Origin of the sequence: Colwellia chukchiensis (genome assembly GCF_002104455.1) — a bacterium.
GTDB classification, from domain to species: domain Bacteria; phylum Pseudomonadota; class Gammaproteobacteria; order Enterobacterales; family Alteromonadaceae; genus Cognaticolwellia; species Cognaticolwellia chukchiensis.
Window position 1 is genome coordinate 1 of sequence record NZ_NBOC01000008.1, and the last position, 25,082, is coordinate 25,082.

The window sequence follows — 25,082 nt, forward strand, 5'->3', positions numbered from 1 at the left end:
AATGGTTTAACTCCTTTCGACTATGTTGCTTATTGTCTTGAACAACTCAGTGATCAAAATGTTGATGTTGAAGCTCTGCTACCTTGGAATGTAAAGCTTAGCTAGGTGCTGATCACCGGACGCTTACATATGACATAGCAACAGGTGATGATGGACAAGATGAAATCAAGCTTCCATATTGGTTAATGTCTAGCGATGAGTTTACTAATCTGATTATCGGTAAGACAGAAAGAAGTGCTACTAGCCAGAATAACGCAGTCCAGAAAGCACTTGCACATGCAAGAATGGTTGCAGCTAATATTGTAAAGCCTTGTCCAAGAGAGTTTGGGACAAATGAATTAGATCATTTAGAAAGTTTTGATGAACCAAACCTTTGTGATGGCAAAGATACGTCAGATATTCTGGAATTCGACCGTGATAAACCTAGACCATTCTGTTTGGAAGAATTTGAAAGTCATATTAAATATATACAGGGTGGGAGAAAAACTAATGCTGGTCATGTGAGCTTGTCAAATACTGATCTAGCAAAATCTCCCGTACCATCCATACTCGATAAGCTCAAGGTTCTTCGAAGAGATACTCGGCTTTCATTTATGATGAAGTGTTGGCTCGATAATGAAGATGAAATCAAGCTACATCAAGTCCTGAATCAATTTATAGGGGCTCCTAGTCAGGAAGGTAAAGATATCAGAATTATTGATATTTCAGGCCTGCCAAACGAAGTCGCAGGTCCACTGACAGCTCTAATCGCCAGACTGCTCTTTCAGTATAAAATATTCCAGACTCAAGAAGAAAAAGAAAAAGATCCAATTCTCTTAGTTTGTGAAGAAGCCCATAGATATGTTCCAGATCATGGAGAAGCTCAATACGCTGCTGCACAGGGCGCAATTAGACGCATTGCAAGGGAAGGTCGTAAATACGGAATAGGCCTGATGCTTGTTAGTCAACGACCAGCAGATGTAGATAGTACGGTCATATCTCAATGTGGTACATGGGTTGTATTAAGACTTACAAACTCAGCTGATCAACAACATGTCGCTCGCTTTTTGCCTGATGGTCTATCTGGCATGGTTGGGGCCTTACCTATTTTATCTCAACAAGAAGCTATTTTTGTCGGTGAAGGAGCTGCATTACCTTCTCGAATTAGAATAAGAGACTTGAAAAGTGATCAATTGCCTAAATCTAATACAATCCCATTTGCTCAAGGTTGGGCGAGTGAACGTTTAAACTTGGAAAAACTCGAAACTATATCTCAGCGAATGTGTGTCGACTAACTCTAGCTAATTCACAAGGCTTTAAAAATTGCTGACCTAATCAACTGTATGCTTAGGTCACAACCTAGATAAAAGATATGACCTACTAAAATTTAACCTATTTATTATGAGATAACTCAATAATGTTATTAGAGCGCAATTTTTCTTGAAGTTCATAAACCCTAAACATTAAAGTACTATTGAGCATTTCCAATTCTTTTTGGATCATCACTGCTTCATCTTTTTCCTTTCTATACTTTTTTTTAAGCGCAATTTCTTTCTTTAATTTTTTTTTGAGTTTTTCAACATCATTTGACGGATCATCATTTTCACTTGTGTTAGGATCATACTCCTTATTGAATTTTTCAATCGCAGGGATCGCTATATCATCCACAAAATCTTTAAATTTATGAATATAACTATGTCCTAATCCTGCTTCATTATTAATCCTATTTAATGATAGTTTTCCATGCTTTTTAACACGCTCAGGCTCTCCTTTTAACAATCGAACAAGCGCATTATTTAACCTAGCTTCAGTTATATCTTTTGTTCCCACTTAAACCTCCGATGTGGCTATGACGCCCTTTATCGCATCATTAAATTCTTCAAAATTTAAATCATGCTTTTTAATTGTTATTTCATTACGTTTTATCTTATGTTTCATACCAATTAAAATGCTGTTCATCATTGTGTCACCTGTATTAAGTTCTCTAAAGCTTGATATTAAACGTTTATTCTGACGTAAAACTTTCTTAGCCTCTTTATCTGTAACTAGTTGATGGTCACAAGGCTTTATCTCGCCAGGAAATTCACCTATACCGCATACTCTGCTGCAAGATGCATTCAGGCAGTAACCTCCTGTAGGGAGCTTAACAACCGATAGAGTACCATTTCGAACTAAACGTTCTATTTCATCTCGATTCATATATACAAGATGACCATTTTCAAGCTTTTCAAATTTATCTTGTGCAATACGCTCACCACCTGCGCCACTTAAATTTTCAGATTCATTATAAATTTCATCAAAAATATCCACCCCCATACGGATACCTTCTTCTTCCATCAATTCTAATAACTCGGTATCCATTAAAATGTCTTCCATGGCTTGTAATTGAGCATTATTGGCGTAGTAGTTAGACATATTTATATTCTGATGCTTATATTGAAACTTAATGGTTGCAGAAGAACCAAAACCATAGCGTTTGAAGAAAACAGCAAAAGTACGACGAAGATCATGAGGTGTGAGTTTAGGTAATTTCCCACCAACTTTCAGTTCACCTTCGCGGGTAGGGTTCAATCGATTAAATTCCTCAACGTCATTTTGAGAGGCGACAATTCCTGATTCAGCAAACGAGTCGTTAAAACGCCTTTCCATACCAGAGATAATAAAGCGAGTGTCGATCTTATCAGGCAAAGTACTAATAAATGCGCTATTAATCTCCCTAAGTGCATGTTGATAGTCATCATTCGATAATTCTCCAGCAATCACCATTTGTTCAACTTTACTAACGTACTCATTTCTTAAATGCTCAGTTATGCCATAAGCTAACTCTAAAGCGTCTTTTACAACAGGATGAGTTTGCCAAGTAGCAACCCTTGGAACCCCGTCATTCCCTTTAGAAGTTTCTCCTTTAATAACTGATATATCATTATCTTTACCTGATATTACTGTTTTATAGCTATTAATTGACATGCTCAGCATCTCACCAAGCCTCATACCAGAGAATGCTATAGCCACAATGCTACAATTGGTCAGTATTCTATTTAATACAGTACCATCCAAGAGGATTTTAAAGTCAGGAATATCATGAAGAATTTGTTTTGTTTTAATTAATGTTCTTTGTGATATTGAACCAGGTTTTTGACTTAATTCTTTTCTATTTTTTTCACCTTCCCTTATTAATCTAGCTTCCTTCATAACTCGATCAATTTCATGAATGAAAGGTTGATATAATTCAACAAGTTGAATTGCGCTAGCTAGAATAGGTTGATACATACCTATAGGAATTGCAATATGCTGCTTAGTTGGCCTTAACTCAACAAACTTTCTTAGGCTATTTCGATTTATTAATCTCATACATAGCCCGTACTCGTGAAGTTTTTTAATTGCAGTAACGACTTCATCAATGGTAGTTTCTGACTTTTTATTAAGACCTTTAACCACTTGTTTTGTAAATGAAGAGAATACATTATCATCTGACAAAGATGCCCAATTACAGCTATTTAATGCTGTTGCAATTTTAATAAGGCCATTCTTCCAGCGCTGTATTTGACTGCATGTGGTTTTTTGGTGGTGTTTTACTTCATACCTATCAGAAATAACCCCTAAAGCTCTTTGTATTCCTTCTCGATATGCTAAATCAATATTTTTAAAAGAAACTTTAAAAGGTTGCCCCACTGCACGTGCTTCTTGCCCCGAGTAAATCCATGTTTCATCATAAATTCGACTACGAGGCAAACCATCAGAACGAGTTGTTATTATAGTATCTGCACTAAATTCAGGTATATCTCTGAGTTTAACTTTTGCGTTTATTTTCATGAGAAGACCTCAAATAAGTCATTTAAACTGTAAACATTATTATAAAGCGGGTGTGCAGCTTCTTTTATCTTCTCTTCTGCTAACAAGAAGTTACTGCTGGATTTTTCCTTAAAGCGCTTGAGAATACTCTCAATAATATTGAAGAGCCATGTATATCGCTTTTCAGGCATAGAGTTAACAGCTGGTAACTGTTGAAGCTGCTGTAAAGTTTCTTTAAATGAAAGCATTAACCAAATATCCATAACATCAGCAACTAGAGCATGATGTTCACATTCAAAACATGATAGAAAATCTGTACAGAAACTTTCTTCTACGGTTGTATCAACTCCTTCTTTTTTAAGTAATTTTCTTATTATACTTGCAGAACCTTTTTTATTATCGTTACAACGAACACCAAGTGGTGTTCGTGATTCGTTATTTCTATCTTTTCCTGCTCTAAGATGCTCATACTCATAGTTATCAAGGATATCGGCAAATTTATATTTCGCAGCTTCCGTTGCTGCTTTTATTTCTTTTCCATTAGCGATGGCATATTTAGCATCCATCGCAGCCCCTAGATTATTCTGATGCTCTGTTTTCGTTCCATGAACATAGTTTCTCGCCACGACATTTATACTGTTATTTCCAGACATTGCGACTAAATAGACACTCTGTGTAACACGAAATAATGTATCCAACTTGGACTTTCTAAATCGTGACGGATTTATTGTAGGAAGCCCTAGTTTTTCAAGCAATTTGTTGATAGAAGTTTGCGGGGAATTGATCACTGCATCGTATGTAGTTACGCTTCCGTCTTGTTTGAAGTAGGGAAATACTGGAGCTGAAATGTCTCCTTCTGCCATAGTTTTAGCAACAGAAAGCCAGCTTTCTATAAACTCCTTAGCATGTTTATTAAAGCCGAGAGAATTATCTTGCTCTTGATTTCTAGCCCTACCTTTTGATGAATCAAAAATATACTTGCCACCTTGCACCTCTTTAAAATATATATCAGATATTTTAAGCTTTGCTAATGGATTAGTATTTATTCCTGTAAACATGTAAGTAATCATCATTGCGATTCTTACAATATGATTCCGTGCATCTGATTTTTGAAGTGCTTTTTTAAACGCTGCTTTTTGTCCTACAAGTTTGTTTCCTTTTAGACCTCTCTCAATGGCAACCTTATTTAATAACTCTTCATCGTATAAAGGATGTCGCTCCGGTAATGTACTTTCTTTAAAATGCTTTAATAGAGACTTATATGCCTTAAACAACGATTTAGCTAAAGGTTTTAGCTCAGTTTCAAGATCATGAGCCTGATAAGAATTATTGCCTACTGTAGCGCCTTTAACTGATGGAAGGCTTTTAGCGTCTAAACTTCTATTTAACTGTTTAAGTACCCACGAGAGTGCTTTTTTATCTGCTGACCAACTAGTTTTTTGTTTCCGATTTAACGCACATTCTTCGCTAAACCATTTCATATATTCATTTATTAAATCCATATGAAACCAGTCACCTTTGATAGCCTTAAGTCCAAAACCATCTAACCAGCGTATATAATTTATAACACCACAAAAATGAGAGTAAGTTGTTTGATTAGTATCTTTACTCATTAATTGATAAAGGTTACGAATTAAATCATTGCGCTTCATATCAACAAGTAAAGCACCTTTTTTAAAGTCAGCAGTTTGATTGTCTAAAACTGGACAGCCTTTATACTTAAATCGCTTAAAGTACATCTTTCCCCGTCCAGGTACAGCGATATTCATGTCTATTATATGAATTGGGTTAACTGTAGCTCTTGGTGCAACATTATCACGAATTGGGGCTAATTCTTTGCGTTTACCTTTCAATACTTTAAACCTCACTTGAGATATCATGAGTTAAGGCATCATCGATATCGCCTAGACCATCAAATATACCCAGGTAGTCTAAAACATCTTCATAGATCTCATCACCTGCCGGCTCATCTTGTGCAATTTTAAGGTACAATAATGTGGTTGCCGCATCTTCATGACCTAGGCATTCAGATACTAGTGCAAGAGCTGTATCAGGATCAGTTTTACGCAATAAAACTCTGAATAATGAGACTGCAAATGTTGGCCGTAGATTATGTATAACCCCATTTATATTAATGCCATTATCATTTTCAACTGTGGCTCTAATTTCATTCCAACGAGTATTAGCTTCTGTCAATTTAGTGAAAAAAGGTATACCTGTTTGACTGATAAAAATGTAGTCTTTTTCTTCATCAATACCGTCTTCAACTTCAAAGAGTGCATTATCACCCAAAGCTCTTCTTTCTCTACAAAAGGCTTTAAACTTAGCAAGTCTCGCTTGATACCTATCACTACGAGTATACTCATAGAGCATTTGCATCGTACTTGTTGGAATGATTGTGCGTCTGGGTTTATTATCATGACCATTTGACTTGGTGAGTGAGCCGTAAGTACTACCGACACCAAAGCGCATCATTTTCTTTTCAAGATTTGGTTTTACTACTTGCCCTTTATGTAAACTTGCAACTTCTTCTTTTCTTAGCCCTGTGAACCTACCCACAAGGAAAAATAAACAATACTCAATTGGAAATGAAGCCCTCTTTAGTTCCCCTCCAACATTTTTTATAACCTTTCTTGAGCCTAGTAGTATCTTCTCTACTGATGTCCACTCAACATTTGCTAATGGCTTTAGATCGCGTCTTGACGAGGGGAGCCCACCTCCTTCGTTTTTCTTCGATTTTCCAAAGTTTAAACGTAAGTCAGTTGTATGAACTTGCTTAGACATATAAGCCTTCATGCTAGTACCACTTGCTTGAAAACTTATCGTAACAACTTCATACTTAAAGGGCGGATTATTAAATTGGTAACCATTTCTAAGATAATAGGAGTAAAATTTAACGACACCATTCATATACGCTGACGCTGTTGTTCTAGCAATTTTCAATTGAGGGTTTTGTTCTTCAAGAACAGCATGCTTTAACGCAGCTCGATATTGATAAGTAATTCGTTGATTTTTACGTAAGGGAAAGGTATTCCAGGTAGGTCGAGGTAAATCAATTAATTCATCAAATAAATCTTCATCATACTCTGCATCCCATAGGCTTTGTGATTTAAGCAGAAATGAAAAGAAGTGTACTAAAGCTTTGCTATATTGATCAGATTCTTGTTTTGATTCATCGACATGATGAGCTAACAAGAACCGGTTCACCTGCTCTAATGGTTCATAAGAGACTATAGTTCCAGACTCATCTCTACCTACTAAATTCAATAAAGTAAGCTTTTTAATATGAACAGGATCTTGTTTGGAGTATTTAACTGAGAGTTCACCATTGTCATCTACAATCACTAAAGGGGTGCGATATGTATATGGTTTAATTTCAGTTGTTTTTATTTCGTAAAAGATTTCTATGAGAATACCTACCTTGATAATACTTATTAGCTATTATCAACATAGTAGATATTCTCACATCGTCAAGGTGTATAGTTACTCTTTGGGGTAAAAGGTGTTTGGGTGTTCGTTCCAATCATCGTCATCGAGATCATCAGCTAAATCAGCATCTGCTAAAGCATCTTCGTGATAAGTGTCCCATTTAAACTCAACCGATTTCGCGTCCATTGGGGCCTGCTCTTGCTCAGGAGGTAAGGCTTCAATAAAGCTCATCACGCCTTGACATAGTGTATCGGTGCCAGTGCGATTGAAAGCAGAAATACTGCGAACTTCACCTTCCCAAGCCAAACCTTCAATTATACGATCTGTAATTTCTTTAGCTTCTTCTTCCAGTAACAAGTCAAGCTTATTAAATACTAGCCAGCAAGGTTTACTTGCTAGCTCCGCCGAATGGGTCTCTAACTCGCTTATAATAGTGCGAGCATTTTCGAGCGGATCTGAACCATCAATGGGCTGTACATCAATTACATGCAACAAAATACGGCAACGCTCTAAATGCTTAAGAAATTGTGTTCCTAAACCTGCACCCTCTGCAGCACCGGCAATTAAGCCTGGTATATCAGCAATAACAAAGCTGCGCTGTGCATCCAAACGCACCACACCTAAATTAGGCACTAAAGTGGTGAATGGATAATCGGCGACTTTTGGCTTAGCTGCTGAAACGCTACGAATTAAGGTTGATTTACCCGCATTTGGCATGCCCAATAAACCGACATCAGCTAATAGCAATAGCTCTAGCTTTAAGTTGCGTATTTCACCTGGCGTACCATCAGTTTTTTGTCGAGGCGCGCGATTGGTACTACTTTTAAAGCGCGTGTTACCTAAACCGTGCCAGCCACCTTTGGCGACCAATAACTTCTGATCGTGTTGCGTTAAGTCTCCTAGCTGCTCGCCGGTATCGAGATCGATAGCGCGTGTACCAACCGGTACTTTCAGGAATAAGTCATCTGCACTTTTACCAGTACAGTCACGACTACGACCATTCTCACCACGCTTAGCGCGATGAAAACGTTCAAAACGGTAGTCAATCAGGGTATTCCAGCTTTCATCAGCAATCAGGTAAACATCACCGCCATCACCGCCGTCACCACCGTTAGGGCCACCGAATTCTATGTACTTTTCTTTACGAAAACTAACGCAGCCATTACCACCGTCACCGGCTTCTACGCGAATTTCTACTTCATCTACGAATTTCATGGTGTTTTAAAACACTCCACAACTTTGTTTTCTGCTCGTTATTATAAATGATTTATTTCATTTTGTTTGAACAATGTCATTTTTTATACAATTGATGCCAATAACGATAAATCACTGGCAAAAAAAAACCCTGCATAACAGCAGGGTTTTATAAATTTGCGTACTATTACTCAGCAACAATACTTACAAATTTGCGGTTTTTAGGACCTTTAACTTCAAATTGTACTTTACCATCTGTTAAAGCAAAAAGAGTGTGGTCTTTACCGATACCCATGTTATCACCAGCGTGGAAACGTGTACCACGTTGACGAACAATAATGTTACCCGCTAAAACAGCTTCGCCGCCAAAACGTTTAACACCTAAGCGTTTAGCTTCTGAATCACGACCGTTACGTGTACTACCCGCAGCTTTCTTATGTGCCATTGTAAATCGCTCCTAATTAGCCGTTAATGCCAGTAATTTTCACTTCAGTGAACCATTGACGATGGCCCGCTTGCTTGCGTGAATGCTTACGACGTTTAAATTTAACTATTTTAACTTTATCAGCACGACCTTGGTTTACCACCTCAGCCACAACTTTACCACCAGCAATGTAAGGCGCGCCTACATTGATGTTCTCGCCATCGGCGATCATTAAAACGTTTTCGAATTCTACTGCCGCACCAATTTCAAGTTCAATTTTTTCTAAACGAACTGTTTGGCCTTCAGTTACACGATGCTGTTTACCACCGCTTTGGAATACCGCGTACATAGCTACTCCGTACTGCGCCATCAGCTATGGACGACGCTTAAATTTAAAATTATAGGGCGCGAATTCTACGCGAAGAAATCGGTGAGAGCAAGTACAAAAGTTATCATTTGCTATTATTTTTCTCGAACTTAAAACTTCTGTTCGGGAAAACTACTTTCGTGGCAAAATTCGTGTAAAATTAGTCGCTAAATTCTCTGGGCAGTATTTTAACACTAAAGTCTATTTAAGGTAACTTGTTACGCTTTATGAACATCAAAAATATTCAAGCTTTGACTCAGCAAGATATGACGGCAGTCAACAACCTCATTTTTTCTAAACTCCAATCCGATGTCGCTCTAATTAATCAATTAGGTGTCTATATTGTTAATGGGGGTGGCAAGCGTATGCGGCCGCTACTGACCGTGCTTGCAGCTAGAGCTATTGGATATCAAGGTGATGATCATATACAACTTGCCGCCATAGTGGAGTTTATTCATACCTCAACCCTACTACATGACGATGTGGTTGATGAATCAAATATGCGCCGCGGCCGTGAAACCGCCAATGCCCTCTTTGGTAATAGTGCTAGTGTGTTAGTGGGCGACTTTCTCTATTCTCGCTCATTTCAAATGATGAGTGAACTACAAAACTTAGCTGTAATGGATATTTTATCCGATGCCACCAACATCATAGCGGAAGGGGAAGTGCTGCAATTAATGAACTGCAACGACCCTGACACCACAGAGGCAAGCTATATGCAGGTGATCTATTGCAAAACGGCGAAATTATTTGAAGCCGCTACCCGCCTTGCGGCGGTGATTGCCAACCAAGATCAAGCCACTGAGTTGGCGATGCTAAATTACGGAAAACACTTAGGGACAGCGTTTCAATTAGTTGACGACATTATGGACTATACGGCTGATGCACAGGAGATGGGAAAAAATGTCGGTGATGACCTCGCAGAAGGTAAGCCTACACTACCGCTACTGTATGCCATGAAACAAGGTAACGCTCAACAAAGCGCCATGATCCGCAGCGCAATTGAACACGGCGACGGTATGGATAACCTAGACGCTATCCTCGCTGCAATGCAAGAAACTGGCGCCTTAATGTATACCCAGAAAAAAGCCGAACAAGAAGCCGACAAAGCCATTAACGCGATAGCAATTTTACCTGAGTCGGAACATAAGCAGGCGCTGATTTCACTGGCGCATATCGCCGCTAATCGTAGCCATTAACCGACTAAGCTCAACGCTACGTCATGATGATATTTTATGTTTGATAAGCGGGTTTTAACCGCAATGACCACTAACAGAATTGACAATAATGTACACTCATACACAGCATAATAGCCTTAATATAAGCCAACGCGACTTTGGCACCTTGCAACACGGCATTAGCCAAGGGCAAGTAGCGCAACTTTTTACCTTAACCAATAACAATGGCATGCAGCTAAAGGTTAGCAATTACGGTGCGATTATTGTCGGTCTTGAAACTAAAGACAAGCACGGCGTTTTTGGTGATATTGTGTTAGGTTTTGATGACGTCAACCACTATGAAAGTGATGAATGTTATTTTGGTGCTGTTATCGGTCGCTTTGCCGGGCGTATCAAACAAGGACAACTCAGCATTGGCCAACAAACACATCAATTAACAATAAATCATGGCGGCCATCAATTGCACGGTGGCTTTCAAGCCTTAAGTAAACAACTTTGGCAAGCAAATAGCGAACGTAGCCCTGAAGCACTAAGCCTAATATTAACTCACACCAGTCCCCATGGTGACAATGGCTTTCCAGGCAATGTTAAGTTCACGGTAAAATATACCGTATTTGCGCACAATGAACTTAAAGTCGAGTATTTTGCCGAAACAGACCGAGATACTGCAGTTAACTTAACCCAACACAGTTACTTTAATTTAGCAGGGCACAATTCAGGAAATATCTACCAACAGCAAGTTCAACTCAATGCAGCGCATTTTTTACCTGTAGATAGTACGATTTTCCCGACCGGTGAAATTCGTGCAGTGGCCAATAGTGCCCACGACTTTAGACAATTAACCCCGCTTGGCGCTCATATTAACAGTGATGATGAGCAAGTGCGCATTGCCAAAGGTTTTGATAACTACTGGTTAACAACAGCAAATGCTATTGCCGGTGAATCCTTTACCGCACAAGCATTTGATGCGAACTCAGGTCGTCGATTAACGTTATACACAGATCAAACTTGCTTAGTGCTATACACGGCAAACTACCTTGATGGCAGTCAAGTGGGTAAAGGGGGCTATGGCTACCAAAAACATGGCGCGTTTTGCTTTGAAGCACAAAGACTGGCTAACACGAAATTGGGCGCTAACCTTAACAACACCTTGTTAAGACCCGATACGCCTTTTTATAGCCAATCACGTTATGTCTTTGACACTATAGCCACATAATCACTGTTGGCGATAAGACCTAACCGGCAACGCCAAGTAGTTCGCTGATCTCACGGGCAATTTCATCAATTCGATTAACATCTGTCGGGGCAATAAATATAGTGTCATCGCCGGCGAGTGTACCTAAAATGCCCGTTGACTCTCCTAAGCTGTCGAGCATTCTCGAGATCAAAGGCGCACCACCAATGCCGGTTTTTAAAATAATCTGCATATTATTATGCTTGACGCTAATGACCACAGACTGAATCGCTTGTTTCGATTTAGGCACCGCAAGCTCATCAGGCAAAATATACACCACTTGATCGCTAGCATTACGCATTTTTACCGCACCAAGCTTAGACAACAAGCGAGAGATTTTCGCTTGTGACATATTTTTAAAACCTTGCTCGGCAAGCGCGTCTGCCAACTGACTTTGTGAGCCATAACATTGCTCTTTCAACAGCCCTTTAAAGGCTAAAATCAATTCTGCTTCATTTCTTTTACGACTTGTGGTCATTGCTTAACTCAATACGAAAATACCTAACGCCTATTGTATAAAATAAAAAAATATTCAGCCATTTTATTTTACCTAAGGCGTAGCGTTTATCGCAGTACTTGCTTGCGTTGCTCGGCTAAGCCCATGGCAAGAATAAAGGCATCTTGCTTTTGTCGAGCAATAAAGTCTGCTTTACTTTCTAGCCCTAACCATTGCTGGGCAATTAAGCATTGCGCTGTTGCCCCCCCTAAAGTTGCCCCTGGGCCTAAAATGATCAGTTTATCTGGCGCAAACTCTTTAATCGCCACTTCTATCGCGCTCGAGAAGTTATAGGGTGCTACCACTTGCGTATCTAAAGTATAACGATGCAGCTTAGCGACATCGCAGCTATAGGGTTGCCAAATTTGGCCTAAACCATCAACTAACGGTAAGTCAGGCGCTTTGAACATATCGGCTGACATTAGCCCCAACGCCCGTTCAGACACGTCTTTAAGCAATGGTGTATGAAAGGCGGCATGGTTAAATAAGTTCATGGGGTACCTATCTTGCACTACTGGCAGCAGTGCCTCTAACGCTTTTAAGCCGGCTTTATTACCACCAAAAACCAGATAGCCCCCTAAGTTTATTGACACATGCACTTCACAGCCGCTTTGCTGATTTGCTTGCGCTAGCCATTGCAGTACTTGTTGCTCTTTGGCCGCATCTATTTGCCAGTCGTCATTGATAATCGGGTAGATCATCTGACCGCCGACTAAGCCGTCGGTCATCATAGAGCCCATGGTATTGATCAAAGTAATGGCATGCTCTGGAGCTAAGGCGCCCGCAACGGCCAGTGCAATATACCAACCCATTGAATTACCTGTCACTGCCACAATATCAAATTGCGCTTGATTAATCGCTTGATAATCAGCTAGCGCACAGGCATATATCAGCGCTGAAGCATTTTCACCGGCGGTATGAATGCGCATACTGTACTTATCCATAGCATCAAGCTCAGACACTTTCAGTTGTCCTTGGCGCTGACGGTAATCATCAATCAGTGAGATAATCTCGGTTTTATCACTATGTAAACGTTGTAAGTAACCTAATTCTTCTTTGTTATAGGTGCCACGGCCAGGGCAAATGACCACGGCGCGTTGTTTTTTATTGCTCATTGGCATAACTCCTTAGCAGCGGCAATAATATCGTCTACAGATGGCAAGACTTGGTAAGCGGCGGCGCCCAGTGGAATAAAACTATCACTGGCGGTAACACGTTTAACCTTAGCTGTCAGTGTCGATTGCTCATGCAGCAAGGTCACTAAGGCTTCACTAATCGAGCCAGTTTCACGACACTCATCCACAATTAACACCTGCTCACAGGCGTTGACTTGCGCCAAAATACCTTGCTCGTCAAGCGGTGCTAGCCAACGCAAATCCACAACACGAACTTCGATACCTTGCGCTGCTAACTTAGCTTGCGCTTGGCGCGATAAATAGTTGCCATTACCATAAGTTAAAATACACACTTGCTTGCCTGTGCCTGAAACTTTAACGCCTAAATCTATGCTGCTATCGGCCATGGCCGGCGGCTGATACTCATGGGTCCACAAACCATCACCTTCTTGATGTAAGTCTTTGGTCATGTATAACGCAATAGGCTCTAAAAATATCACCATACGCTGTTGCTCTTGCGCTAAACGCACACTGGTACGCAACATTTCAACCGCATCTGCGCCATTAGACGGGCAGGCAATAATTAAACCCGGAATATCGCGAAATACCGCAAACGAGTTATCGTTATGAAAATGACCACCAAAACCTTTTTGATAGGCTAAGCCGGCAATGCGCACCACCATAGGGTTGGTAAATTGACCATTGGAGAAAAACGGTAAGGTGGCAGCCTCGCCACGAATTTGGTCTTCAGCATTATGCACATAAGCCAAAAACTGAATTTCAGGTATCGGCAAAAAACCATTATGGGCAAGGCCGATTGCGGTGCCTAAAATTGTTTGCTCATCGAGTAAGGTATTAATAACGCGATTTTTACCAAAGCGCTCACAAAGTTTAGCGGTCACGTTATAAACACCGCCTTTTTTAGCAATGTCTTCACCACACATCACTATGCTAGGGTACTCGGCCATTAAATCCATCAAGGCCCAGTTGATCAATTTCGCTAAATGCTGCTTTTTTGCTAAGTTATGTTTTTCATGTTTAAAAATTGCCGCGCGGGTATCATGGCTAACGCTAATTGCAGTAGACGCTTTATGCACACTCGGCACTATACTCGCCATCACCTCAGCGGCACTGGTTAGCTTAGCTTTGCTGGCAGCATTTTCACTCACCATTGCAATGCGCTGCTCAATATTTTGATAAATATCAATCAATTGCTGGGGGGTTAAAATATTGTGCTCTAAAATAATGCGTGCTGTGTGTAATAACGGGTCTTGAAACTCGGTGGCGGTAATATCAGCCATATCACGATAGACAAACTCAGCATCTGAGCCAGCATGCCCTAACAAACGCACGGTACGCACATGCAAAAATACCGGTTGGCGCAATTCTCGGGCAATACGCTGCGCTTCTTTGGCGGTTTTATAGGTATCTAGAATATTTAAACCATCGCAATACAGGTACTTGATGCCTGCCCTATGTTGATAGTTAGCGGCAATCCAGCCTTTGGGGGTGGCGGTTGAAATGCCGATGCCGTTGTCTTCACAGACAAAGACGATTGGCATCGGGATTGACTGATACGCCGCCCAAGCAGTGCTGTTAATTGCCCCTTGTGTGGTGGAGTGATTCGAGGACGCATCACCAAAATTACAAATAATAACGCCATCGTCGGGAATTTCACCCTGATGGGCTAAGCGCTGCGCCAAGTCGATACTATAGGCCGCGCCCATGGCTTTAGGTAAATGCGAAGCTATGGTACTGGTTTGTGGCGGTATCGCTAACGCTTTACTGCCGAGCACCTTGTGGCGACCGCCAGAGATAGGATCATCTTTAGACGCCGCAAATGATAATAACATGTCATACAGTGGGGTTTGCCCTGGCACTTGCTTACTGCGTTGAATGACAAAAGCGCCACTGCGATAATGCAAAAATGCCATATCGGTCGGTCTAAATGCCTTGGCATACGCGGCATTGCCTTCATGGCCTGAGCTACCAATAGTATAAAAACTTTGGCCTTTTTTCTGCATTACCCGTGACTGCAGGTCGAGGTGTCGACTCATCACTTGCGTTTCAAACAGATCAATCACCTCAGCAGCAGTTAAGCCAACGTCACTCGGGCTTAAGCTGCAGCTTGACTCAGGTAAGGTGCGTGCTTGGACAAACTTGATAAAATTTTCTTTCACCAACTGATTACGATCAGACATTCTCTCTCCACAGGGAATATTGACTACCGCCTTAACAATAGCTAAGCCAGGCGCAGCATTAACACGAGCGCCGACCAGCTCAACCTTACTAAGTAACGTATAAAGTAGCAGACAAAAATAAGGCGTATTTAAACGCCTTATTTTTTGCCAAGTTTAGTAAAACGCTTGGATGCCCGTTTGCGCTCGGCCAAGGATCAAGGCATGCACATCATGGGTGCCTTCATAGGTATTGACGGCTTCAAGGTTCATCATATGACGAATAATATGGAATTCATCGGCAATACCGTTGCCACCATGCATGTCTCGTGCAATGCGAGCAATTTCTAAAGCTTTGCCACAAGAGTTGCGTTTAACCAGTGAAATTGCCTCTGGTGCTAATTGACCTGAATCCATTAAGCGCCCAACCTGCAAACAGGCAAATAATCCTGTGGTGATATCGGTTTGCATATCGGCTAATTTTTTCTGTACCAATTGAGTGGCCGCTAAGGGACGGCCAAATTGTTCACGATCAAGCGTGTATTGACGCGCGCCATGCCAGCAAAATTCTGCAGCCCCTAACGCGCCCCAAGCAATGCCGTAACGGGCTTTATTTAGACAACCAAACGGCCCAGACAAGCCTTTGGCGTTAGGCAGTAAGTTGTCGCTAGGCACAAATACATTATCCATCACGATTTCACCGGTAATAGAAGCGCGTAACGAAAACTTGCCTTCAATTTTCGGTGCAGTTAAGCCAGCCATACCTTTTTCTAAAATAAAGCCACGAATAACGCCGTCTAATTTAGCCCAAACCACAAAGATATCGGCAATAGGTGAGTTAGTGATCCACATTTTATTACCGGTAATACGAAAGCCACCTTCAACGGCAGTGGCATGGGTTGATAAGCTCGCAGGATCTGAGCCTGAATTTGGCTCGGTTAAACCAAAGCAACCGATATATTCACCCGTGGCAAGTTTTGGTAAGTATTTCATGCGTTGCTCTTCGCTACCATAAGCATAAATGGGGTGCATAACTAAAGATGATTGCACACTCATGGCACTGCGATAACCACTATCAACACGCTCAACTTCACGGGCAACTAAACCGTAAGTTACATAATTAACACCCGCACAACCATATTTTTCAGGTAAGGTAGCGCCTAACAAGCCTAAGCCACCAAGCTCGCGCATAATTTCTGGATCAAACACTTCATTACGGTTTGCTTCTAATACTCGTGGCATGAGCTTTTCTTGACAGTATTGATGAGCACTATCACGCACCATGCGCTCTTCTTCAGACAATAAAGAGTCGAGTAAAAGTGGATCTTGCCAATTAAACGACGGACGGTTTGTACTGCTTGAATTAGACATGAAATTACCTGTTATTTATGGATAAAAATTAAAGTACAAAAATAATAAGCAAATCCAAGCCAAAGTTAAAACATTCTTTTCCTTTAACTGCTATAGTTTTAATCTATATCAAATACAACCAAGGTACATATGGATCTAAAATCTCTTAACTACTTTATTTCCGTCTACGAACTAAAAAGTTTTAGCGCCGCAGCAAAAGCTTGCTTTATAGCCCAACCGTCTGTATCGGCTGCCATTGCGCAACTAGAGCAACAACTTAAGGTCACGCTTTTTATCCGTCATGCCCGTGGCGTTACCCCAACCGAGCAAGGCGAAAAGCTGTTTCCGTTAGCAAAGCAACTGCTAGGACAAGCGGGCGCCATTAAAAACGTATTCTCTGAAAAACCGCTAAAAAAGCCATTCAATTTAGGGGTAACACGGGGTTTAGGTGTTGCACGTATGAGCTTGTTGTTAAAAGATTTCACCTCTGCCAAGCCCAATGTCGAGCTGACCTTAGTACCGCATAATGAAAACGTTGATGCGCGTATTATTTTAAAAGATGAGTTGCAAGAGAATGAGCAATACATAGCAATGTGGCAAGAAGATTACTTACTCGCCCTGCCTTATGATCACATATTAGCACTGCAAGACAGCATCAACATTGCCCAACTCGATGGACTACCCTTTATTCAACGTACCCCGTGCAATGCATGGAATCACCTACAAGATACCTTAGCGGTTGCCGGTGTAAGCCTAGATGTACGGGCAAAAATTACCACCATAGATTATGCGGTTGGCTTAGTACATGCCGGCTTAGGCTGTGCATTTTTGCCTGCCTACAGTGAAATTATTCAACGCAGTGATGTAGTATTTCGGCCGATCACGGGCTTACAACTGACACGGGAAATCGTTTTGGCATATACGACATCAACAAAAGCAATCAATAATTTAAAGCGATTGGCTCGCAAACATGCGCAGCAATTGAGCGAATAGCCTATGAGCAAACAAACCAAGCTTTCTATGTTGCTAACGATGACATAAGATGTCCGCTTTGTCGGCGCGATTATTCAACCACTAAGTACTTCATTATGAGCCACGACCTATCACCGAAAATCATCACCTTAGTGCTGGCACACTATGGTGTTACTGCATCACATTGCCAATATAGTGTCTTAGGCAATGGCCTGATCAATAGCACTTACTTAGTCGAGTGCGACGATAAGTGCTTTGTATTACAACACATTAATCAACAGGTTTTTCCTAAGCCGCTAGAAGTAATAAACAACGCCGACTTGATCAGCCAACACTTAACAACTAAGCATCAACAACAACGCTATCCCTTGATGCCTGTCACGCAACTACGCACGCAAACACAAGATAATCATGTCAAAGTGCAAGGGCAATTTTGGCGCGCACTGCCCTACTTAGGGCAAAGCTATAGCTTAGAAACCATGACAACGCTGCAACAAGCGGCGGACACCGCAAATGCCTTTGCCCAGTTTAGTGCCGCGCTCAGTGATTTTAATAGTGCCGATTTAGCGCCAGTTATCCCACAGTTTCATGATTTAGCACTGCGACTGAAACAGCTCAAACACGCCATAACCAACACCAGCGCATGTTTGCAGCAACAAGCACAAGGTTTAATTCACTTTATTGGCACGCAGCAAAGCTTTATTGATAGCATTACCGCGATCATGCCAACGCTACCCCAACGGGTTTGCCACAACGATACCAAAATAAACAATCTGCTGTTTAGCAAACACAGCCACAAGCCAATGGCGGTCATTGACTTAGACACCTGTATGGCGGGTTACCTGATGCATGACTTTGGCGATATGGTGCGCAGTTGTTGCCCGTCAATTGCCGAAGACAGTGCAAACTTAGCTGAGATGGCCATTGATTGGCCTCAGTTTAATACCTTGGCACAGGCCTATATTGCGGGGCTGAACGGTATATTGAGTGAACAAGAGCGCACCAGTTTAGCGATCGGCGTTAAGCTCATGCCCTTTATGCTCGGCATACGCTTTTTAACTGACTTTTTAGCCGGCAATCGCTATTTTAAAATTGACTACCCCGAGCATAATTTGGTGCGAGCAAAAAACCAGTTGCATTTATATCAATTGTTTTGCCAGCAGCAAGCCCTGCTCAGCAACATATACTCAGCATAAAAAAGGCACCTGTAATAGGTGCCTTAGCAATACTGCATGCCAAGCCTTTAGCGGCTTAAACGCAAGCAAGATTAATTATGGTAGCTTACACCAAGGTAAAATGCCCGCTCTTGACTATTGTAGTTACTCACCATTTCATAGTCTTTATCTAATAGGTTAGTCACCCGCGATGACAAAGTAAAATTATCAGATAACTGGTAGTTCAAACCTAGATTAAGTAATTGATAAGCTGCTAGTTTAACCGTACCTACGCCCCAAACACTATCAGTGCGACTACCGACAAATTGATATTCACCGTACACGTCGACTCCTTGAATTGAAGTGGTAAACTTGTAGTTAAACTTTTCTTTTGCTCGGCGAATAAGTTGCTCGTTAGTGGCTTTATCTTTGGCGTCAGTGTAAGAAAAGTTTACATCGTGGCGACCACCAAACTTGTCAAGGTTAAAGGCAAACTCAACGCCATCAATTTCCACTTGATCAATATTTTCCGCTTGAGTGCCGCCCCAAACAATCAGCTCTTCAATATCAGAGTGGTAGACATTAAAGCGGCTATTTACGCCGGCTATTTTGGTTTCATAAAACAACTCAACTGACTCGGAGTATTCCGACACTAAGTCTGCATTGCCGCCAAAAGGAAAGTATAAATCATTAAACGTCGGAGCTTTAAAGCCAGTACCATAGTTCAGTACCAAACGACTGTCAGCATCTAGCGTATAGCCTAAACCAAGATTATAGGTGTTTTCTGAGTCGATATCTTCAACGTTGTCATGACGCAAGGTCGCTTCAAATGTCCAATCATTAAGGGTATACAAGGTGTTAGCAAATACCCCTGTGGTTGCTCTTTTCCCTTGGTCATATACCGTGCTGCTTTTTGAAACATCGTCTTGGTAGTGATCAACACCCAAATTAACTTGCCAGTCTGCTGAAAGCTGGCTGTTATTGAGCAATGCGTATTGATCACGGCGAGTTTCAAAAATGCCTTGTGAGACACCATCACGCAAGCTATCAACATGGTCACGGTTTTGACCAACGCTAAAAACTGTTTGATTTTGAATCCCTTTGATTGTACTTGCGTAATTGGCGCGTACTAACCAAGCATGATTATTAATGTCTGAGCCATTGTAAAAACCATCGTACTCATTATCGCCACTATCACTGGATAACAACCAGTCTAGCGAGAAGTCTTTGCTAAGCTTTTGCTGACCACGAATCGCAATCGAGGTATAGTCGTAGCCATCATCGTCGGTTTCCATATCATTTTGCACATCGAAACCGTCACTTTGCTCTTTGCTTAAAGTGATGCTAGTTTGGCCATCGCCGTGACGAATTCCAGCGCCCGCTTCATATTTTTGATAGTTTTCACTGCCAAAACTGGCACCGACAAATAACTCGCCACCGGCTAATTGGCGGGTAAATATCTGGATAACACCGCCAATAGCGTCTGAGCCCCACAAGGCGGCACGCGGCCCCTGCACAATTTCAATACGCTCAATCATGGCGGGTGAAATAGTATTTAAACTGGTGCTGCCCGCGGTAGCTGAGCTAACGCGCACACCATCAACTAAAACCAAAGTATGGCTAGAGTTAGTGCCACGCATAAAAATTGCGCCCGTTTGGCCTTTACCACCGTTTGATGCAATATCAATACTGGGTACCGTTGCCAGCAAGTCTAACAATGACAATGGATTGGCTAACTCAATATCGGCACGAGTGATCACCACTTGGCTGGTAAGGGCATCATCAATATTTAACTGCGAACGTGTCGCAGTCACTGTGATGACTTCTGTCGCTGCTAGCTCACTCTCTTGGCTCGCTGCCACCAGAGTGCTGCTTGATAAAGCGCCGATCACGGCAAGTGATAGTAAAGATTTTTGAAAAAAGTTGTTTTGCTTAATGTTCATATAACCTCATTAATGATGCCCACCGCACCACAGTGTTGACTGCACAAATGGCAGTGTAATTAAGCAAGCTCGAGTGCTCGGACTTAGGCAGACATACTGCCAATACCGTTGCGGGGGCAGTGAAGAAATCGCATCTTCTTCCCTCGAACTTACTATATAAAAACAAGTACTGAAACCTTCAGTACTTGTCACTTAAAAAACCACATGCCTGTTTATAAATGTGGTTGAATATTTTCTGGCGTATTACGCCCGTTGGCAATAATTTGCTTAATTTTCGCCATCGCTAAATGCTGTTGACAGCTCGCGGCCAAACGCTCTAACTGCTTTTCTCTGTGTTGCTCAATATCAATAGCGTTTTGGCTTAATTCCCTGACACCAAGCCATGCCAAAAGCAGTTTAGTGGCCGCTGGATGATCAAATATACCGTGCAAATAGGTGGCAATAATTTGCTTGTCTTCGGAAATACAACCATCGTTTTGCACTGCACTAGCGTTTGACTTAGCTTGGATTTGCATTAACGGTCGCTGTAATGCCGGACCGCTTGAGACACCACAATGAATTTCATAACCGCGCAACTGACAAGATTCACCATTTAAGCTCATGCTAGCGTTAACCTGTTGTAAGGTTTTATTGCCCGTCAGCGTGGTGGTAAAGTCTAATAACCCTAAGCCCTGAGTTGCTGCTTGTGTTGACTCAACATGCTCAGGATCAAATATTTTTTTCCCTAGCATCTGCAAACCGCCGCAAATACCCATAACTTTTCCGCCGTAGCGCAAGTGTTGGAATATTTCTTGCGGCCATGCTTGTTGTTTTAAAAACGCTAAGTCGGCACTAACATTTTTGCTTCCCGGCAAAATAATTAAGTCAGCTCCTTGCAGCGACTGGCCTATTTTAATGTATTGTAAATCAATATCAGGATGTAACCGTAGTGGGTCAAAATCGGTATGGTTGCTGATATGCGGCAATAACGGCACAAATATTGTAACCTTAGCCTGATTCAGCTTGTTATCAAAGGCAATGGCATCTTCAGCGTCTAGTGCTAAGTCATGTAAATACGGCAGTACTCCCAACACAGGTTTGCCGGTGCGCTGCTCTAGCCACTTAAGCCCTGACTCAAGCAGGGTAATATCGCCACGAAAACGATTAATAATAAAGCCTTTTATCCGCGCTTGTTCTGAGTTTGATAATAACGCCAAAGTGCCAACTAGGTGAGCAAAAACACCGCCACGGTCAATATCGGCAACCAGAATAACAGGGCAATCAACTGCTTCGGCATAGCCCATATTGGCAATATCATGGGCGCGTAAATTAATTTCAGCCGGACTGCCCGCCCCCTCGACCAGTAATATGTCATGATCATGGGCCAACCGATAATGTGATTGTAATACGGCTTGCATGGCACGCTTTTTATAGTCGTGATAGTTCGCAGCTTCCATATTGGCTAACGCTTTACCCTGCACGATCACTTGCGCACCAGTGTCGCTATTGGGTTTAAGCAAAATAGGATTAAAATCAACACGCGGCGCGACTTTTGCTGCAATGGCCTGTAGCGCTTGGGCACGACCAATTTCGCCACCATCTTGGGTTACGGCACTGTTTAACGCCATATTTTGTGGCTTAAAAGGCGCAACATTATAACCGGCATTGACAAGCACCCGACATAGCCCCGCCACTAAGGTACTTTTGCCGGCATCTGATGTGGTGCCTTGGATCATTAAGGTTTTCAATTGCGCCCCTTTCCATAGTGTGGTGGTGACGCTTTTAAGGCCAATGGCAAACCAGCAATCACAAACTCTACCTGCTGAGCAATGCGCGCTATGGCTTGGTGTAACCAACCCGCTTGATCAACAAACTGACGCGACAATGCCCCTAGCGGCACTATGCCATGGCCAACTTCATTACTAACCAAAATAAGCTCGATATTGTTATCTGGCTGCATACCCTCAAGCAGGCTCAATAACTGCTGTTTTTCTTGTTGCCAACACGCTAAATCACCATCAGTTGCGGCTGTTTGCTCACCCTTTTGCTGACATAAACTGTTACTAAGCCATAAGGTTAAACAATCAACGACAATGCACGCTCCTTGCTTATTGCCACTCAGGGTATCTTCAATGGCGTTGGCAAGTTGTGTTGGCGCTTCAAGCAGCTGCCAATGCGGTGGGCGCTGGGCTTGATGATGCTTAATGCGTTGTAACATTTCATCATCAAGTGCCTGCGCTGTGGCGATATAAGTAACCGGCAAATTCGATGCTTTTGCATAGCGCTCTGCCAAGGCACTTTTACCTGAGCGGGCGCCACCTAAAATGAAACGAATTTGACTCATGGTGCCACCGACGTTAACACAATTAACGCTAAATAAATGACCACTTCACTGAGCTGTTGCGCGGCACCTAAACAGTCACCGGTATAACCACCTAGTTGATGATTAAACCAGTTTTTTAAAGCCCAACGTGTCAGCCATAGCACCAATAATAATTGCCATGCCAGTGTAAATGACAAGGTGCAGGCCATGATAATTGCCCCCGTCGCCAGTAATATCAAGTAACTCTGGCTCGATAGTGTTTGCGCCAGCGGTTTAACTTTTGTGTTGGCATCTTCACTAACATATGTCATATCGGCAATTAAGCTTGTCGCCACAACACGGCTTAAACCATGACCTAAAATAAAAATCGTCAACAAGCTTAATCCCTCATCAGGCACCCTATTGACCTCTGCCAAAGTGGGCAGCAAGGCGACGAGCGCCTGATACTTGAGCAGCAAAATAAAAAACAACGCCGCCGCGCCATAGGTGCCTAAACGACTGTCTTTCATGATGTTAAGTTTATTTTCGAGTGTCCAGCCACCGCCAAAACCATCCCAAACATCTGCCCAACCGTCTTCATGAAAAGCGCCTGTTAACAACACACTGGCCACCATCGCCAATAACAGGGCCAGTTCAACCGGTAACAGCAAGGCAAAAAAATAAAAAACTAATGCTGCCACAGCGCCAATCAACACACCTACTAAGGCAAAGTAACGACTCGCTTCATTGAGCATACTGGCGTTAATCTCGCCGCTATGCTTAACCGGTAGGCGAGTAAAAAAACTCAGCGCTAGTAGCCATAATCGCCATTGCTGCTTTAGTAAGGCTTGATTATTGGCTGATTCAGGCTCAGGTGACATTGGTGACCTCGGCATCGCTAAAGCTGGCCATATCATTAAAAAAGCTCACCGCCGCTTGTATTATGGGCAACGCCAACGCTGCGCCCGTCCCCTCACCTAAACGCAAGCCTAAATTTAATAGTGGCTTAACGTCTAGCCATTGCAGCATTTTTTCATGGCCCTGCTCACCCGAGCAATGTGCAAATACCATATAATCTTTGACATTAGCATTTGTTTGTATCGCCAACATAGCCGCCGCGCTACAAATAAAACCATCAACCACTATTAACATTTTATGCTCAGCTGCCGCTAACATGGCGGCGGTTAATTGCACCACTTCAAAACCACCCAAACAGCGTAAAATTGACTTAGGATCGGTGAGTTTGTCTTGATGTAAGGCTAGCGCTTGCTCAATTACTTGCTGTTTTTTTATCAAGGCTTGAGCTGAAATACCCGTGCCGCGACCAACCGTTTCAGCCGCCGGCACCCCCATCACCGCCGCCATAATTGCTGACGCTATGGTGGTATTGCCTATGCCCATTTCGCCAAACGCCACCAGATTACATCCCTTACTGTGCAGTTCATCAATGTGCGCTTTGGCAAAGGCAAAACCTAAATCAACTTGTGTACTTGACATGGCTTCATGTTGATTAATGGCGTGAGTTGTTTTACCTAGTCGTTGATCTTTAACCTGCGTTGAGACCACAGGCTCTAAGATGCCTGCATCAACGATACTCAGCCGCCAGCCCAGCTGTCGGCTAATCGCATTAATGGCACCACCACCACGAGCAAAATTGTTCACCATTTGCCGAGTAACGTCACTGCTCGCTATTGAAACCCCAGCACGCGCAACACCATGGTCGCCCGCAAAAATCGTTAAGTGCGGTGCGGTTAAAGTTAATTTAACTGCGCTTTTAGCCAGTGCGTTGGCGGCACTATAGTCTGCGGTACTGAATTGAATTTTTGCCAATTGCATGGCTAAGCTCTCAAGCTCACCTAACGCCCCTAGCGGTTTAGTTTTACTATCAATAATGGCTTGAATTTTTTCACTGTGTTGTTCGCTAACCGATTCAATATTAAACATTTTCCACCTAATACCCGTCAACGTAATGCGTGACTTGCGAGAGGATGATTAGC

Annotated in this window: 21 protein-coding genes and 1 riboswitch; of the genes, 5 read left to right on the plus strand and 16 right to left on the minus strand. The window is 42.2% G+C overall.

Annotated elements, in window-relative coordinates:
* Positions 1 to 185 precede the first annotated feature (185 nt).
* On the plus strand, positions 186 to 1,274 hold the full coding sequence (locus B6K83_RS10285) for an ATP-binding protein (protein WP_198951677.1): 1,089 nt from the start codon (positions 186 to 188) through the stop codon (positions 1,272 to 1,274).
* Between the two features lie 97 nt (positions 1,275 to 1,371).
* Here B6K83_RS10285 and B6K83_RS10290 read toward each other — a convergent pair whose 3' ends face one another.
* From B6K83_RS10290 to rplU, 7 genes are all read right to left on the minus strand, one after another.
* On the minus strand, positions 1,372 to 1,809 hold the full coding sequence (locus B6K83_RS10290; RefSeq protein ID WP_074498716.1) for a hypothetical protein: 438 nt from the start codon (positions 1,807 to 1,809) through the stop codon (positions 1,372 to 1,374).
* A complete protein-coding gene (locus tag B6K83_RS10295; protein ID WP_074498717.1) occupies positions 1,810 to 3,792 on the minus strand; it encodes a site-specific integrase in 1,983 nt (660 codons plus the stop codon).
* Positions 3,789 to 5,624 (minus strand): hypothetical protein, encoded by a 1,836-nt coding sequence (locus B6K83_RS10300; RefSeq protein WP_233143917.1) that lies wholly within the window; start codon positions 5,622 to 5,624, stop codon positions 3,789 to 3,791. The genes B6K83_RS10295 and B6K83_RS10300 overlap by 4 nt, the downstream gene beginning before the upstream one ends.
* A 4-nt stretch (positions 5,625 to 5,628) precedes the next feature.
* Positions 5,629 to 7,116, minus strand: coding sequence for a site-specific integrase (locus B6K83_RS10305; protein ID WP_233143921.1), 1,488 nt, complete (start codon positions 7,114 to 7,116; stop codon positions 5,629 to 5,631).
* 138 nt (positions 7,117 to 7,254) lie between these two features.
* A complete protein-coding gene (cgtA, locus tag B6K83_RS10310; protein WP_085284842.1) occupies positions 7,255 to 8,415 on the minus strand; it encodes an Obg family GTPase CgtA in 1,161 nt (386 codons plus the stop codon).
* 166 nt (positions 8,416 to 8,581) lie between these two features.
* Positions 8,582 to 8,839 (minus strand): 50S ribosomal protein L27, encoded by a 258-nt coding sequence (gene rpmA / locus B6K83_RS10315; protein ID WP_085284843.1) that lies wholly within the window; start codon positions 8,837 to 8,839, stop codon positions 8,582 to 8,584.
* Positions 8,840 to 8,855: 16 nt separating this feature from the next.
* On the minus strand, positions 8,856 to 9,167 hold the full coding sequence (gene rplU, locus B6K83_RS10320) for a 50S ribosomal protein L21 (RefSeq protein ID WP_085284844.1): 312 nt from the start codon (positions 9,165 to 9,167) through the stop codon (positions 8,856 to 8,858).
* A 245-nt stretch (positions 9,168 to 9,412) separates the two neighbouring features.
* Here rplU and ispB point away from each other — a divergent pair, with 245 nt between their 5' ends.
* Positions 9,413 to 10,384: an octaprenyl diphosphate synthase gene (ispB, locus tag B6K83_RS10325; protein WP_085284845.1), complete on the plus strand. Its 972-nt coding sequence runs from the start codon at positions 9,413 to 9,415 to the stop codon at positions 10,382 to 10,384.
* An 88-nt stretch (positions 10,385 to 10,472) separates the two neighbouring features.
* Positions 10,473 to 11,579, plus strand: coding sequence for an aldose epimerase family protein (locus B6K83_RS10330; protein ID WP_085284846.1), 1,107 nt, complete (start codon positions 10,473 to 10,475; stop codon positions 11,577 to 11,579).
* Between the two features lie 19 nt (positions 11,580 to 11,598).
* Here B6K83_RS10330 and argR read toward each other — a convergent pair whose 3' ends face one another.
* The 4 genes from argR to B6K83_RS10350 form a co-directional block, all read right to left on the minus strand.
* A complete protein-coding gene (gene argR / locus B6K83_RS10335) occupies positions 11,599 to 12,075 on the minus strand; it encodes a transcriptional regulator ArgR (RefSeq protein ID WP_085284847.1) in 477 nt (158 codons plus the stop codon).
* Between the two features lie 86 nt (positions 12,076 to 12,161).
* A complete protein-coding gene (locus B6K83_RS10340; RefSeq protein ID WP_198951678.1) occupies positions 12,162 to 13,208 on the minus strand; it encodes an ACP S-malonyltransferase in 1,047 nt (348 codons plus the stop codon).
* Positions 13,205 to 15,409 (minus strand): dehydrogenase E1 component subunit alpha/beta, encoded by a 2,205-nt coding sequence (locus B6K83_RS10345; RefSeq protein ID WP_085284849.1) that lies wholly within the window; start codon positions 15,407 to 15,409, stop codon positions 13,205 to 13,207. Before B6K83_RS10345 ends, B6K83_RS10340 begins: the two co-directional genes overlap by 4 nt.
* A gap of 153 nt (positions 15,410 to 15,562) precedes the next feature.
* Positions 15,563 to 16,756, minus strand: coding sequence for an acyl-CoA dehydrogenase (locus B6K83_RS10350; protein WP_085284850.1), 1,194 nt, complete (start codon positions 16,754 to 16,756; stop codon positions 15,563 to 15,565).
* Between the two features lie 129 nt (positions 16,757 to 16,885).
* Here B6K83_RS10350 and B6K83_RS10355 point away from each other — a divergent pair, with 129 nt between their 5' ends.
* Both B6K83_RS10355 and B6K83_RS10360 read left to right on the plus strand, forming a co-directional pair.
* Positions 16,886 to 17,728 (plus strand): LysR family transcriptional regulator, encoded by an 843-nt coding sequence (locus B6K83_RS10355; RefSeq protein WP_085284851.1) that lies wholly within the window; start codon positions 16,886 to 16,888, stop codon positions 17,726 to 17,728.
* A 95-nt stretch (positions 17,729 to 17,823) separates the two neighbouring features.
* The gene (locus B6K83_RS10360) at positions 17,824 to 18,903 is read left to right on the plus strand and encodes a phosphotransferase enzyme family protein (RefSeq protein WP_085284852.1); all 1,080 of its coding nucleotides are present in this window, start codon (positions 17,824 to 17,826) and stop codon (positions 18,901 to 18,903) included.
* A 71-nt stretch (positions 18,904 to 18,974) separates the two neighbouring features.
* Here B6K83_RS10360 and B6K83_RS10365 read toward each other — a convergent pair whose 3' ends face one another.
* From B6K83_RS10365 to cobT, 5 genes are all read right to left on the minus strand, one after another.
* Positions 18,975 to 20,804, minus strand: a complete 1,830-nt coding sequence (locus B6K83_RS10365) for a TonB-dependent receptor domain-containing protein (protein WP_085284853.1) — start codon at positions 20,802 to 20,804, stop codon at positions 18,975 to 18,977.
* Between the two features lie 69 nt (positions 20,805 to 20,873).
* A riboswitch (cobalamin riboswitch) is annotated at positions 20,874 to 21,000 on the minus strand.
* Positions 21,001 to 21,016: 16 nt separating this feature from the next.
* Positions 21,017 to 22,531, minus strand: a complete 1,515-nt coding sequence (locus tag B6K83_RS10370) for a cobyric acid synthase (protein WP_085284854.1) — start codon at positions 22,529 to 22,531, stop codon at positions 21,017 to 21,019.
* Entirely contained in the window at positions 22,528 to 23,127 is a 600-nt protein-coding gene (cobU, locus tag B6K83_RS10375) for a bifunctional adenosylcobinamide kinase/adenosylcobinamide-phosphate guanylyltransferase (RefSeq protein WP_085284855.1), read from the minus strand. The genes B6K83_RS10370 and cobU overlap by 4 nt, the downstream gene beginning before the upstream one ends.
* On the minus strand, positions 23,124 to 23,966 hold the full coding sequence (locus B6K83_RS10380; RefSeq protein ID WP_085284856.1) for an adenosylcobinamide-GDP ribazoletransferase: 843 nt from the start codon (positions 23,964 to 23,966) through the stop codon (positions 23,124 to 23,126). The genes cobU and B6K83_RS10380 overlap by 4 nt, the downstream gene beginning before the upstream one ends.
* Positions 23,956 to 25,029 carry a nicotinate-nucleotide--dimethylbenzimidazole phosphoribosyltransferase gene (gene cobT, locus B6K83_RS10385; protein WP_085284857.1) on the minus strand — a complete coding sequence of 358 codons (1,074 nt, stop codon included), beginning with the start codon at positions 25,027 to 25,029 and terminating at the stop codon, positions 23,956 to 23,958. The genes B6K83_RS10380 and cobT overlap by 11 nt, the downstream gene beginning before the upstream one ends.
* Positions 25,030 to 25,082: the final 53 nt, after the last annotated feature.